Source organism: Microcoleus sp. B7-D4, from assembly GCF_036705125.1.
Taxonomy (GTDB): Bacteria; Cyanobacteriota; Cyanobacteriia; order Cyanobacteriales; family Microcoleaceae; genus Microcoleus.
The window spans coordinates 87770-100945 of record NZ_JAUBTT010000011.1 but is presented as its reverse complement, the minus strand read 5'-3'; the positions used below and the strand labels follow the sequence as shown (position 1 = coordinate 100945).

The 13176-nt window shown below is 47.2% G+C and carries 13 protein-coding genes and 1 tRNA gene; 6 read left to right on the top strand and 8 right to left on the bottom strand.

Going from position 1 to position 13176, the window contains the following annotated elements; all coding sequences use genetic code 11:
* Positions 1-32 precede the first annotated feature (32 nt).
* From metG to QUB12_RS06735, 8 genes are all read right to left on the bottom strand, one after another.
* A complete protein-coding gene (metG, locus tag QUB12_RS06770) occupies positions 33-1625 on the bottom strand; it encodes a methionine--tRNA ligase (protein WP_333306078.1) in 1593 nt (530 codons plus the stop codon).
* 290 nt (positions 1626-1915) lie between these two features.
* Complete coding sequence (locus QUB12_RS06765; protein WP_333145135.1) at positions 1916-2092, bottom strand: hypothetical protein; 177 nt, start codon at positions 2090-2092, stop codon at positions 1916-1918.
* A 370-nt stretch (positions 2093-2462) separates the two neighbouring features.
* A complete protein-coding gene (hrcA, locus tag QUB12_RS06760) occupies positions 2463-3605 on the bottom strand; it encodes a heat-inducible transcriptional repressor HrcA (RefSeq protein ID WP_445252081.1) in 1143 nt (380 codons plus the stop codon).
* Positions 3606-3906: 301 nt separating this feature from the next.
* Positions 3907-4776 carry an alpha/beta hydrolase gene (locus QUB12_RS06755; protein ID WP_333145137.1) on the bottom strand — a complete coding sequence of 290 codons (870 nt, stop codon included), beginning with the start codon at positions 4774-4776 and terminating at the stop codon, positions 3907-3909.
* Positions 4777-4873: 97 nt separating this feature from the next.
* On the bottom strand, positions 4874-5059 hold the full coding sequence (locus QUB12_RS06750) for a hypothetical protein (RefSeq protein ID WP_333145138.1): 186 nt from the start codon (positions 5057-5059) through the stop codon (positions 4874-4876).
* A 487-nt stretch (positions 5060-5546) separates the two neighbouring features.
* Positions 5547-6227, bottom strand: a complete 681-nt coding sequence (locus QUB12_RS06745) for a transposase (protein ID WP_333145139.1) — start codon at positions 6225-6227, stop codon at positions 5547-5549.
* On the bottom strand, positions 6187-6819 hold the full coding sequence (locus QUB12_RS06740; RefSeq protein WP_333145140.1) for a helix-turn-helix domain-containing protein: 633 nt from the start codon (positions 6817-6819) through the stop codon (positions 6187-6189). Before QUB12_RS06740 ends, QUB12_RS06745 begins: the two co-directional genes overlap by 41 nt.
* A gap of 393 nt (positions 6820-7212) precedes the next feature.
* Positions 7213-7938: a hypothetical protein gene (locus QUB12_RS06735; protein WP_006631881.1), complete on the bottom strand. Its 726-nt coding sequence runs from the start codon at positions 7936-7938 to the stop codon at positions 7213-7215.
* Between the two features lie 506 nt (positions 7939-8444).
* Between QUB12_RS06735 and QUB12_RS06730 the strand changes: the two genes are divergently transcribed.
* The 6 genes from QUB12_RS06730 to QUB12_RS06705 all read left to right on the top strand — a co-directional run bounded on the left by QUB12_RS06730 (position 8445) and on the right by QUB12_RS06705 (position 13076).
* Positions 8445-8996, top strand: a complete 552-nt coding sequence (locus QUB12_RS06730) for a GNAT family N-acetyltransferase (RefSeq protein ID WP_172187348.1) — start codon at positions 8445-8447, stop codon at positions 8994-8996.
* Positions 8997-9239: 243 nt separating this feature from the next.
* Positions 9240-9313, top strand: a tRNA-Pro gene (locus tag QUB12_RS06725).
* Between the two features lie 152 nt (positions 9314-9465).
* Entirely contained in the window at positions 9466-10305 is an 840-nt protein-coding gene (locus QUB12_RS06720; RefSeq protein ID WP_333145142.1) for a Tic22 family protein, read from the top strand.
* A 268-nt stretch (positions 10306-10573) separates the two neighbouring features.
* Complete coding sequence (prmC, locus tag QUB12_RS06715; RefSeq protein WP_333145160.1) at positions 10574-11461, top strand: peptide chain release factor N(5)-glutamine methyltransferase; 888 nt, start codon at positions 10574-10576, stop codon at positions 11459-11461.
* A gap of 60 nt (positions 11462-11521) precedes the next feature.
* Positions 11522-12115, top strand: coding sequence for an L-threonylcarbamoyladenylate synthase (locus QUB12_RS06710; RefSeq protein WP_333145143.1), 594 nt, complete (start codon positions 11522-11524; stop codon positions 12113-12115).
* A 25-nt stretch (positions 12116-12140) separates the two neighbouring features.
* Positions 12141-13076 carry a sensor histidine kinase gene (locus tag QUB12_RS06705; protein WP_333145144.1) on the top strand — a complete coding sequence of 312 codons (936 nt, stop codon included), beginning with the start codon at positions 12141-12143 and terminating at the stop codon, positions 13074-13076.
* Positions 13077-13176 lie beyond the last annotated feature (100 nt).

The following is a 13176-nucleotide window of genomic DNA, read 5'->3' as shown; positions in this document are numbered from 1 at the left end:
AGAGCGCTGGCTGCCAACTATGAACGTACTGTTTACAGCAGTTCGAGCCGCTTAAAAACAGGTTGGGGTTCCCCCAGAGTTTGGTTTGCCGGCAAAGCGCCCCAGGCAGCATGAGCTGCAAAATTCGCTAAAGTGTTAACTGTAACTCGATCGTTAAAGTCAATTGAAAAACCTAGCTGTTGATAGATAGCGTTGCTGATATTGGGAATAATCGGCGATAAAAGGTAAGATGCTAGTCTAACAGATTCCAGAACAGAATATAGCACCTGTTCGACACTTTCGATTTGTCCCTGCTTGTACAAACTCCAAGGTGCTTGCACGTCAATAAACTTGTTTCCGGCTCGAACTAATGCAAGCACCGCTTCGCAAGCCTTGCTAAAAGCCAACTCCTCGTAAAAATCTGCTACTCGATCGCCCAAATCCAGGCTCATAGCCTTGAGAAGGTTGTCGCCCTCAATGTTTTCTCCCAACACATTTGGTACGCAGGCACCGCAATATTTGCGAGCCATGTTTAACGTGCGGTTAAGCAAATTTCCCAAATCATTTGCTAGCTCAGCATTCAATATATTGATAAACCGAGTTTCGTTAAAATCGCCGTCCTCTCCGAACTCAATTTCTTTGAGGAAATAGTAACGTACTGCATCAGCGCCGTATTTGTTGACCAATTCGACAGGGTTTAAAGTATTACCCTCCGTTTTCCCCATTTTTTTGCCGTCTTTGGTCAAAAACCCGTGTGCGAAAACGCGACCCGGCACCGGTAGATTCGCTGACATCAGCATTGCCGGCCAGTAAACTGCGTGGAAGCGAAGAATATCTTTGCCGATCAAATGCAAGTCAACCGGCCACCATTTAGATAAAGCATTCTCCAACATCGGGTCGCTGTCCGGATCTAGCAAGGCGGTGACGTATCCCAGCAAAGCGTCAAACCAGACGTAGATGCTGTGACTGGGGTCAACTGGCATTGGCAGACCCCATTCGAGATTCACTCTAGAAATCGAAAAGTCTTGCAGTCCAGAGTTGACGAAACTGAGCACTTCGTTGCGTCGGCTTTCCGGCGCGATGAAGTCGGGACGTTCTGCGTACAAGGCCAGCAGTTGCTCTTGATACCGCGACAGACGGAAAAAGTAATTTTCCTCGTCGCGCCACTCAACTTCCTTGCTGGTGTGGACAGAACACCGATTTCCCGGCAACAATTCCCGTTCATCCTTGAATTCTTCACAGGAGACGCAGTACCAGCCTTGTTGCTGGTTCAAGTAGATGTCGCCGGAGTTCCAGACGCGCTGGAAAAATTCTTTGACAATGTACTCGTGGCGCCGCGAAGTTGTGCGGATGAAGCGATCGTACTGGATGTCGAGTTGCTCCCACAGCGCCTCAAACGCCGGAACCACTGAATCGCAGTGAGCTTGGGGCGATCGTCCCAAACTCTCGGCTGTCCGCTGAATTTTCTGCCCGTGTTCGTCCGTCCCCGTAACCAGCAAAACAGATTTGCCCCGCAGCCGCTCAAATCGGGCTAGGGCATCCGCAGCCATAGTCGTATAAGCGCTGCCAACGTGAGGTAAATCGTTTACATAATACAGAGGCGTTGTGATCGCAAAGGTATTTTTAGTTTTATCGGTCGATTTCATTGAATGCTAAAAGAAAATTCCCTAAATTTCGTTTCGATCTTAACTCAGCGGTTAAATTTTTTATGGAGTGGCAATCAAGCCAAATTCACTGCAAGTTATTTGCAATTGTCTAACCCGGGCTATTCCCAAAAGAAATATTGCTTTCATATCAACACTAATCTTTTTTAGTTGTTTTTGACGAACTCTCTAAAATGTCTTAATATTTTGACATTCGGCTGCCTTGGGAAGCGACGCTCCTGGGGTACGCGCCTCCTCTATTCATTGGTCGTAGCCGCATCCCTAGAGCGGGTTTAGCAGCCCACCCGGTTGGCAACAAAACTCGTCAGTTGGGCTGCTAAACCCGCCGTTCGACTAACGCTCCGCGACCACTTTCTGTGAATGCCCGATCGCTCACCATCGCCATCTCTTTCTCGCGATCGCTGGAAAGTCGATCGCTCGCCACTCCTGCCACTTTCCAAGCCGCTCATGGACGCAGAAACCGGGTTATTTAGGAAACTCTCTTGTCAAGCGCGAAGCTTTAGTTTCTTACCCCAAAAATAGTATCAAACCCATATTCCGCACCCTCAACTGTCACTATCGGTTTTTACTTATTTTGATTTAGCAATAAAACTTTAAATCATACTATAATACCGTAGATTAACGGATAAAAAACTTTTTAAAAGCATAATTTGTTACTTAGAAGATATAGTTTTCTGCGTAATTATGCTGTATGACACCCCAGGGTGTGGAATGTGGGATAAAAGCCTAGTTTTTTTGTCACCAAACCCGGTTTATAAAGGTGGCGAGTACATCCACAGACAATAAAACCCCAAGCCAGTTAAGCTTGGGGCTATCAAATTAGGGTGCATCTAACAACGGATTATCCGATCGCCCTCGATCCCCATCAGGAAAACTCACTCGATTTCCGCCAATAGCTTCTGACAAATAATCGGCCGCAGCTTCCACAACCGCGATCGCATTTTCGTAAACCATCCGCGTCGGCCCCAAAACCCCAACACTACCCACCGGCACTGATCCCCGGCGGTAAGTCGAAGAAATCAGAGTACAGCCACGAATTGGTTCTAAAGAATTTTCCGAACCAATACGCACCGTTACCCGCTTTCCGGGGATGTCCAACTCAGGCGATTCAAAAATCAAAGGCCAAAGCAGTTCTTGCTCTTGTTCGAGCAGTTGCACCAGGGTTTGAACTTGCTGCAACTGCGAAAACTCAGGCAAGCGCAGCGCTTCTGCTAAACCGCCGATCAGAATCCGCGTGTAGGTTGGATTGGTTTGGCGGCTGCTCAAAGCAGTCAGCATGGTTTCCATCCACTCAGCGTACAGCTCAAAGTCCCGGTCTAACTCGCTCCAGTCTACAGCCGAGAGTTCCGAGAGCGATCGTCCCCGCAACTTGCTGTTCAAAAAATTCGACAAAATCTGCAACTGGCGATCGACAATTTCGGCCTCAGGCCTGTTACCTTCTGCGTCTGAAGGCAACTGCACCAAAACCGACTGAGTTTCGTAGGCATCCGTTACCACGATCAGCATCACCTTTCCCGGCTCTAGCTGCACCAGTTGCAAGTGGCGCAAGCAAGCCATATTGGTTTGCGGAATGGTGATCATGGCTATGTAACCGCTGATAGTTGCCAGGATTTGAGCAGCGCCACGGAGTGCCGCGTCCATGCGACCATCCGACCAATTGAGTTGGTCTAGTACCTGTTCCACCTTGCGGGCGAGCGTATCAGACGGCTGAATCAACTGGTCTACATAAATTCGGTAGCCGGAGTCAGAGGGGACTCGTCCTGCCGAAGTGTGGGGCTGATAAAGCAGTCCAGCTTTTTCAAGAGTCCCCATCGCATTGCGAATTGTAGCTGGGCTGACGCTGAGGTTGAATTCGTCAGCCAAAGCTTTTGAGCCAACGGGTTCCGCTGTTGCTATGTAGTGGCGAACCGTTGCCCAAAGGATGTGTTGTTGCCGATCGGTGAGGTTAACGCGCACAGATATTTAAGCAGAATTAGAATTTAGAGTTGAAAGCCACTATTTAATCGAAACGTCTGTCCCAAGAGGGCGATCGGGCAGAGTTATCTATTTAAGATAACAGATTTAGGCGAAGGAAGTTCAGCAACAGATTGTGTACGGGATTTTACGGATTGTGTACGTGATTTTACGGAGCGATGTTGAGGGAATGAACAGGGAAAAATGTTTTAACTTTTAACTTGTAACTTTCTATTTGGGAAGCTTCGCTTCCCCGAACCGGATATCTGCCCAATGCCCCATTCCTTGGTTTCGCTTTACGCAATGCCCTTTAAGTGTGTTGTTTAAGAATATTTTGCAGGTAACTAGCCACGGCATCCGGCTGTTCCACCATTGCCAAATGGCCACAATCGGGAAGCTGAAGGACATTCTCGCCACAACCTTGGAACATCCAGTGGAAGCTAGCCAAATGCAGCACGTATTTTGGTTCCATAATTTTGTCTTTAGTGCCAGCAATAAAATAAACAGGCTGCTTGAGTTGGGAGACAATTTGTGGCAATAGGTGAATCTGGGCTTCTGTGGTCGAGTCCAACAAAGCCCCCAAAGCTGCCTCTGGATGAGCTCCCACGAAATCTATTAAGCGCTGCCGTCCCCAGGATCTGCCGATCGAGCGGGCTACAGAATCGCGGGCAAACACGTAATCTGCTAAGGGCAAGCGAGGTAGCCAGCCGGGACGCATTGTCACTAGCTGCTTGCCGACCGCTCGAAACCGCTCGAATTCTTCCTTAAGATAGATGCCGCCCCCTGCATTGATGCAGACCACGCCTTTAACGCGATCGGAGAATTTGCTGGCTCCCCATAGAGCGATCGTACCGCCGAGAGAGTGTCCCACCAGCCAAGCAGAAGATATATCGAGTTTTTCGAGTAAAATTTCCAAATCGCGAGCGTAAGCTGCCGGAGTGTAGCAGGAATTTAGCGGTTCGGAATGCCCGCGATCAACCCCACCGTCCGATTGAGAATCGCCAAACCCCCGCAAATCGTAGGTAAGGCACTGATAGTTTGATGCCAAGCGATCGGTCAAAGGTTGCCAGTAGTGGCGGCTTAACAGCCAGCCGTGGACAAATACCAGAACCGGGGAAGTTGCAGTCGGAGCCGTCAAATCGTAAGCGTGCCGAACCCCTAGGATGTTGATTGTTGCCATATTTTTATCCTACCCGCTCTCTAAGACCTATGTAAACCTATGTATAGCCTTTCTCAGAAAGAGGGAGTACGCCGAAACCCTGTGTTCTCAAGCTTTTTCAGGCTGACGCTACAAGATTTTTGTCCACTGCACGGGCAATCTTGGCATAGCTTGCCCTTTTATGCGATCGCCCTGGAATAAATATTCCTTCAAACCAGCGTTCTATGTTTTTTGCACCCTTCAAATTTCTGTCTGCTGTATGAGCGCAATTGCGACATAAATCAACGCGATTTTTTAATGGCATTTTGCGGCCATAATTTTCCCAAAATTAGCCGAGCTGAAAGTCGTAAGCCCTCGGTATTCCAGTGTCAAATTAGATATTTTTTTGTCGGATAGTTACCAATTAAATTCGTACATCCTACATTCAACTATTGAACAAACTAAATTGTTAGCATTCAACAATTATTTAATCTCTTAATTTTCTAGCTAGCGTTACCTATCCCTAGTTTTGGGCGAGGCGATACGTAATTTTATGGAGCGCCTTTTTGCGGATATTTGCGACTTTTGCGTGTAGTCCCGCGAGCTTACTTAAGTAAGTAGGCGCTGTAAAACGTGAACTAACCCGACGGTCAACGGATTACCGTTAGACCGCAGGCTTCTTTTTCCTTTTTTGCAAAGGCTTTTTTGAGTGACGAAGTTCCCCCGCCACTTTCGTGATTTAGACCAATCTTCTTTATGAGTTTGGCTGAATTTTCATCTCGATCCAAAGATTCTCCACACTGGCAAGAATGCTACCGCTCCGACAATTCTTTCGGAACCTTATTCAGGCAATTCCAGCAATGTTGAGAAGTTCCTTTCGGGTCAACAAATAGAACAGCTTTACCTAACTTCCAAGCAGCATATTTGAGGACGCTGACGAATTGCCCATGAGCAGCATCAAGCATTGATTTATTCAAGCCACTTTTAGCTGACTGACCATTCGGCAAATAAATTAAATTACCGTTGTCAATATCAGTCTTGGGTTTTGCACGTCTAGTCAGATTTTTGACCTTCAAATCTTCAACAACTAAAACATCACATTTGCCAAATAGCTCATGTGCCGTTTTGAACTGAAAATCCAGTCTAGCTCTAGCTATAAATTGGTGAAGTTTAGAAATCTTGTCCTTGATTGTTTTCCAAGGCTTAGAACCTTTAACTCTGCCAGCCAGCTTCGCTTGAAGTCTTGCTAACTTCTGGATCGATTTCCTCAAGAATCTAGGATTTTCAACTCTTTCGCCATTAGAAAGATAAGCGTAATTAGTGATTCCCAGATCGATACCCACAGTATTTTCGACCGTCGGCTGAATTTCTGCAACCGTTACGGGAACTGTTTTATCTTCTAGCGTCAGTGAAATATACCACCCATCCGCTTCTGGGATAACTGTTCCCGTCTTAACTTTGAACCCTGTTGGTATTGAACGGTGGAAAACCATAGGCACGCTTACCTATTTTCGCGAGGCTAATACAAATCCTGTTTTGCTCATCCTTGACCAGATCAAGATTGTCTAATTGAGGATAAGTGAAAGACTTATAGTAGTGAAGCCCTTTGAATTTAGGTTTCCCTCTACGATTGCCATTTTTGTCGGGCGTGGTAAAGTTTGAAAAAGAAGTTTCTACTCTGTTAACAACATCTTGCAAAACCTGAGAATCCAACACCTTGTAATCAGGAAATAGCTTCTTTGTGTTTTTTATGTCAGCCAGTTGTATGCTTTGCCACTGTACATATCCGCCTTCAATATTCGAGAAAATGTCACCTTTCTTAGTCAAAGGATTACCTGACTCATCCTTTCTTCTGCCATCCCTAGTTTGCACTCTAATTAAGGGAATATTTTGATAAATCTCCTCAACAGGGACTATGGAAACAATTAAAGGACAGGCGTTGATAGGTGTTCTCGTGGATTCCCACCACCTAAATCTCTCGCCCAAACGGTAGTTGTACTGCCGGCGACAGAGTTCTAGATGAGCCACAATCGTTGTTAGTTGGACTTTTGTGGGCTTGAGGCGGTATTTGTAAGTGAGTTGCATCGGAAACTTCCTTTTTTTCGACCTACTTTAATGTACCATTTTTTTAATTTAATACTTAGAATGTACATCAAAGTTTAAGGTACTCACAAAGTCTATTTGTCGGCTTCCGTCCGCGACATCCGACGCTCCTTTCATCCCTGCGGTAATTTATTCGGGGTACTTCGCGCAGCGCTCAGATGCGTCCCCTCTAAATATACCGAGGGACTTCCCGGCTGCTTGTTAAAAAGCTTGACAACCTCGTTTCGGCGTGTCCCATGTTTATGAGAACCGCTATCTACACTCGTTTGTAGGAACAATTTTGCCGAGCTTTTTATCCTATCTCACTGGAAAACTTCTGCAAACTAATGTCTACTTATAGAAATCTAGTTATTTAGGGAGCATCGGCAGCTTGCCCTAAAACCGCTCGCCTAGCAATCTTTGTCGCACCCCCTCAGCGATTTTCTGCCCCAGATATTCGGGAATTAAACTTTCATTGGGGCCCAACAAATAGAGAATCAGGCGAGTTCGCCCCCGCCAAACTAGCAAATTAGCATTTACGACCAACAAATCCTCTTGCCAGATGGCATACATAACTTTGTAAAAAAGTCCAGGTTGATTATCGGCTTCAATCAGCAAAGCTGGCAAGTGGAAAACCGGATCGACGTAGAATTCAGTTGCCACATCTTCTAAACCCGCGTCTAAATTAAATTCCACCGCCAACATCTCTTCAACCTCAAAATGCCCCGCCAATGCCTCTCGAACCGCCCTACAGACGTTTTCTGCTGTTTTATCTGCCAGTACCTTGCCACCGCGAGATACGACCAATTTGATAAATACCAGCATCGGCGGGTAAATTTGACCGTACAGACTCAGACTGTGAATTGTCAGTCCGTAGGCCGCGAGCACTCCAAAAATATCGCTCAATAGAAAAGACTGGTTCCGGTAAGCAAAATGCAGGGCACTTTTGTTACCTTCGGCTCGGATTTCGATGACTGCTTGCCGAGTTTTGTAAAGCTGGTAAGCTAATTTGAGGTTTTGCAACTGGATTTCGCTGCTGACAAATTGCTCATAAAACTGCGGAAACGCTCGGTTAAAGCGCTTGAGAAGTTCTAGTGTGGATGGTTTTAAACCCGAAGCCATAATTGAGGAGAAGGTGCGGGAGATATACTGGTATTGACTCTTCCATGCCTTATGGCAATGGGATTTTCGATTCGACGATTCGACTTAAATTGTGCCCGTCTCCTCACTAAAAGCAAAACTCAAATCTGTCTGAGAACTTATCACGAGAATGTCACGTTGCGCCATTCCAGTGGTATTTTCCACCAAGGGTATAAGTTCCGGCGCGATCGGCGGCACTCAAAAGAAGCATTTCCCAATATGCCTCTGTCCTGGTTCGGCAACAAATTTTACCTTAAAAGCGGGTTGTCCGGGCACTTGCTAGCAGAACAGTTCTACCAAACTTGACAGAATCAAAAAAGCGCAGACTCAATGTTGGACGACAAATCCCTGTTTTCGGCGTAAGATGAGTGTACCGTAAACTGTTCCTCAAGAGGCTACCGGCAATTGATCCTACGCCGATCGGAGTGGGTTTATCTGTCTGGTTCTCTTTCTCGTCGTCCAACTTCTACTACCTTAACCGCGCCTGCATGGGTTTTTGGAAAAACTTATTTAGTAGTTCTGAGTCTGCCTCTGTACCCCAAACAGCGGATTTTGAGGAAGATGTGGCTGTTGGGTTAGGCGATCCGCTTTCCCCAACGTTTCGCAAGCCCGCCAGCGGAAACGCTCGCATCTTTTTCAGTTGCGATCGGGACATTGACCTCTACGAACTCGAAGAACTTTGTAATGCAGTGGGTTGGTCCCGCCGTCCCCTGCGTAAAGTCAAAAAAGCTATTCAGCACAGCTTCCTAGTCGTCTCTATGTGGGAGATGCGGGGCAGCCAGCGACGGCTGGTGGGTTTCGCCAGAGCGACTTCAGACCATGCTTTTAATGCCACGCTTTGGGATGTGGTAGTTCATCCTGACTACCAGGGCAAGGGCATGGGCAAGGCGCTGATGAAATACATCATTAAAAAACTCCGCAGTGAAGATATCAGCAACATTACCTTATTTGCTGACCCTCAAGTGGTGGATTTTTACCGCAATTTGGGCTTTATGTCCGATCCAGAGGGGATTAAAGGTATGTTTTGGTACCCTGATTAGCGAGCGAGGTGCAGGTCGGCGTTGATTTGTTGAGGAAATGCAATTGACGCTGCCAACACCTCCTCTTCCTGTGCGCTGCGGTCAGTTACGATTGGATGTATCCCCGCAGCGAAAGCAAGTACGATCGAACTGCACAACTTGAAGACAACTTCGCCGTAGCTGCATTGAAAGCTAAAATCAAAAAAAGCTTGACAAGGGAGGGGTTTTGTGAGTTAATGGTTAAAAGATAGCTAACTATCACACCGGGATGTAGCGCAGCTTGGTAGCGCGCCTGCTTTGGGAGCAGGATGTCGCAGGTTCAAATCCTGTCATCCCGATCGCACAATGTTAAATAATAGATTGAAGCAGAACTGTCTCTGATGTTTACATTTCGTCAAAATGAAAACAAATTGAGGCAGTTTTTGCCGATCGTGTTAAGTCGCCAGTCTTTGCGTTAATGTGTTTCAGGATCGCTCCTGATGGAAAAAACATGAAATCATTAGTTCGTTTGGGCGCAATATTGGGAATTGTCGGCAGCACTCTGCTGGGCCCCTCCCCAATTGGCAAGATGTCTGCACTGGCACTGCCGGAGCCGCAAATTTTGGAAAAATTGCGCCCGGTACCAGTATTTACGATTACAGACGCTCAGGGTGCGCCCCTGATCGCTTCTGTTCCCAAGCAGGGTCAGGGTCAAACTGGTAATGCTTCCGTGGCGGGAATTTTCATCAGCCAGAAAGATGCTCAAGCTTTTGTCGATCAACTGAAAACCAAAAATCCTCAGTTGGCGGCCACGGTGCGCGTGATGCCGGTGTCGCTGGGGGAAATTTATCAGATCACTCAAGCAAATAAAGGCAAGCCCGAAGAAGTGCAATTTGCTTTCGTTCCGGCTCCGCAGCAGGTGCAGTCGGCTAAAACTGTACTTCAGCAGACTGGTCAACAAGTTAACGAATTCAACGGTGTACCTCTATTTTTGGCAAGAGGCGGCGCAGAAAATGGTTATTTGACGATTCAGCGGGGTCAGCAAGAGGTGATTCCCTTGTTTTTTAACAAGGAGGATTTACAGGGAATGGTCGAGCGTTTTAAGCAGCAGCAGCCCAACGTGACAGCCACAATTAAGATTGAGGTGGTGAACTTGGAGAGCGTTTTGGAAGCTTTGCGTACTGAGAACGACCCGTTTTTGACCCAAATGATTTTGATTCCGTCGCGGGAGTCGCTGGAATTTGTGCGCTCGCTCCAACCAGCAGGTGCGGGCCAAAATCCACAGGTTGCTCCGGCTCCAGCCTCTCCGGCTCCAGCTCGGCCGGCTCCAGCTCCGGCTCCAGCTCGCTAATAGTTAGTCAGTTGACAGTTGAGTGTTGACAGTTGACAGTTGACAGTTAACTGTTGACTGTTGACCACGAATTTCAAAGGTGGTACCCGCCACGTGATTTATCCGTGGAATCAATCCAAAATCGAAAATCGAAAATCCTCAAGCCCCCGCATTTATCCGTGGGGTCGCCTCTAAAATCGAAAATCGAAAATCGAAAATCGATTGACTGTTGTCATTAGTTACCAATTCCCGATGCCCGATGCCCGATGCCCAATTCCCAAAAAGTCTTATGTTTGTTTCTGGTTTAGAGCTTTGGGAATGGGCGAATCAAGCTAAAACCGAGGCGAGAGCCTCTGACATTCCCCTAGCAGAAATCGACTGGCTGCTGAAAGAGCTGGCTGGTTTGGATAGGTTGGCTCTGCGTTTGGAGTCGTTTAAAGATTTGCCAAAAATTGAATTAAAGTTGTCTTTATCTGAACTTGCTCAATTGTGGCAGCGGCGCTTGCAGGAACGGGTGCCGGTGCAGTATTTAACGGGAGTTGCACATTGGCGGCATTTTTCGCTCAAAGTAACGCCGGCGGTGCTAATTCCGCGTCCTGAAACGGAATTGCTGATCGATTTGGCTGTAGAAGCTGTTAAAAGCTATGGTGTCAATCCCAAATCGCATTGGGTGGATTTGGGGACGGGCAGCGGGGCGATCGCGATCGGCTTGGCTTCGGCGTTGACAAATGCTAGGGTTTATGCGGTAGATTGCAGTTCGGAAGCTTTGGCAGTTGCTCGACTGAATGCTGAGAATTTGGGCTTTGAATCGCGAATTAATTTTTATCAAGGTTTGTGGTGGGAACCGCTAGAATTTCTCAAAGGTCAAGTCAGCGGCATGGTGTCTAACCCCCCTTACATTCCCAGCAGCACGGTGCTGACTCTGGAACCGGAAGTTTTGAAGCACGAACCTCATCTGGCCTTAGACGGCGGTTTGGACGGGTTAGATTGCATCCGGCATTTGGTAGAAACGGCTCCCGATTATTTAGAATCCGGGGGAGTTTGGTTGGTTGAGATGATGGCGGGACAGGCTGAGGCGGTAGCTGATATGCTGCAAAGTCACGGGAGTTACGGTGAAGTTCAGATATTTTCGGATTTAGCAGGAATCGATCGGTTTGCCTTAGCCTACCGTCTTTAGGTTTCAAGAATATGTCGTACTTCTAAAATCTAAAATCTAAAATCTAAAATCTAAAATGGCATGACACAAGTTTCGATCGATGCCCTAGTTCAAGGGGCAATTTCTGGTAATCATATCGTCAGTTTTCCTACAGATACTGTACCCGCTTTGGCTGCGCGTCCCGATCGCTCGGAGTTGATTTTTGCAGCTAAACGCCGCAGTCAAGACAAACCGCTGATTTTGATGGCAGCATCGGCCAAGGCTTTATGGCCTTACGTGCAGGGGAGTCCAGCAGAGTTTAAATTGTGGCAGCAAGTGGCCGAATCCTATTGGCCGGGGGCGTTAACTTTGGTGCTGCCGGCTTCGGCAAAAGTCCCGGCGGTCATGAATTCGATCGACCCAACTACAATCGGAGTACGAGTTCCTAACTTTCCCCTTGCGATCAAGATTCTAGAGGAGACAGGCCCTTTGGCTACTACCAGTGCTAATTTATCCGGCCAGCCGCCTCTGGAATCGGTGGCAGAAATTGAGGCTCAGTTTCCCGAAGTCTTGACATTAGTTCCTTCTGAATTAGCAACAGCGACAACAGCTTCGAGTTTGCCTTCGACTGTGGCTAAATGGACTGGTAGCGGGTGGGAAATATTGCGACAAGGCACGATCGAGTTAGAATGCTAAAAGCTAAACTCCAAGGCAAAGCAATATGGCGCCGATCGGCTGGAGCAACTTTATATATTTAGGTATGGGACTGGGGCTGGGTTTGGGAAGCAGTTTGATTTGGCGCCTGCGGCAAAAAAGCTCGCAACAGCCCGAACCGGCGCCCAAAGTAGCCCCACCTCCTCAAGAAATTCACTTAGAGAAGTTTGATGCTCTTTCCGAGCAACTTAAGCAAACTCAATTGGCTTATCAGATGGCATCGGAGATGAGCCAATTTAAGGCTGGTTTTTTGGCTCGAACTTCTCACGAGTTGCGATCGCCCCTGAGCACTATGATTGGTACGCTGCAATTAATTCTCTCGGATTTGTGCGACGATCCTGCTGAGGAACGAGAGTTTGTCGAGCAAGCTCACGTCGCGGCACTCAAGCTGGTGAAATTAATAGATGAAATTATCTCTGTTGCTAAAACTGAACACGGCACTGAAAGGATGGATATTGAGCCGATTCAGTTAGCTAAGGTTTTTGACGAGGTTGATGATTTAACTTACTTGCAAGCTGCTAATCGCGGCATTCGTTTGGAGATATTGCCGCCAGATCCGGGGATTTATGTATTGGCAGATTTGCCGAGGTTTAGGCAAGTTTTAGTCAATTTGGTAGATACTGCTGTTGCTCAGATGGAGGAGGGGAGTATTTCTGTTTCGGCGCATTCTTCGCCGGAATCTGGATACGTTCACATTTGGGTGGACGATCAGCGTTCAGTGAGTGCTTGGAGCGAGTCTTGGGATTTGCTGAAGCACGATTTGGAGTGTGATATTACCAAGAGCAGCGATAATTCTCAGGTGTCTTCGGGAATGAGGTTATTGATGAATCAGACTCTTTTGAGTTTGATGAGCGGAAAGTTGGAGGTTCTGGCTGTGCCTTCTGAGTCCGAAGAGTGCAATTTTAACCGGACTCAGTGTTCTATTCCTTTGGCAACTTTCTGATGAAGGAAGTTCGGCCGCGAGCAATGTACGGGATGTAACGGAGATATTGCACCATTTTAAGCAACAGGCAAGATGCCTGTTCCACAAGAGATGAATTTTA

Coding starts and splice junctions, on each gene's coding strand:
- metG (WP_333306078.1), bottom strand. CDS start 1,625: ATGAAATCGACCGATAAAACTAAAAATACCTTTGCGATCACAACGCCT.
- QUB12_RS06765 (WP_333145135.1), bottom strand. CDS start 2,092: ATGAGCGGCTTGGAAAGTGGCAGGAGTGGCGAGCGATCGACTTTCCAG.
- QUB12_RS06755 (WP_333145137.1), bottom strand. CDS start 4,776: ATGGCAACAATCAACATCCTAGGGGTTCGGCACGCTTACGATTTGACG.
- QUB12_RS06750 (WP_333145138.1), bottom strand. CDS start 5,059: ATGCCATTAAAAAATCGCGTTGATTTATGTCGCAATTGCGCTCATACA.
- QUB12_RS06745 (WP_333145139.1), bottom strand. CDS start 6,227: ATGGTTTTCCACCGTTCAATACCAACAGGGTTCAAAGTTAAGACGGGA.
- QUB12_RS06740 (WP_333145140.1), bottom strand. CDS start 6,819: ATGCAACTCACTTACAAATACCGCCTCAAGCCCACAAAAGTCCAACTA.
- QUB12_RS06735 (WP_006631881.1), bottom strand. CDS start 7,938: ATGGCTTCGGGTTTAAAACCATCCACACTAGAACTTCTCAAGCGCTTT.
- QUB12_RS06730 (WP_172187348.1), top strand. CDS start 8,445: ATGGGTTTTTGGAAAAACTTATTTAGTAGTTCTGAGTCTGCCTCTGTA.
- QUB12_RS06720 (WP_333145142.1), top strand. CDS start 9,466: ATGAAATCATTAGTTCGTTTGGGCGCAATATTGGGAATTGTCGGCAGC.
- prmC (WP_333145160.1), top strand. CDS start 10,574: ATGTTTGTTTCTGGTTTAGAGCTTTGGGAATGGGCGAATCAAGCTAAA.
- QUB12_RS06710 (WP_333145143.1), top strand. CDS start 11,522: ATGACACAAGTTTCGATCGATGCCCTAGTTCAAGGGGCAATTTCTGGT.
- QUB12_RS06705 (WP_333145144.1), top strand. CDS start 12,141: ATGGCGCCGATCGGCTGGAGCAACTTTATATATTTAGGTATGGGACTG.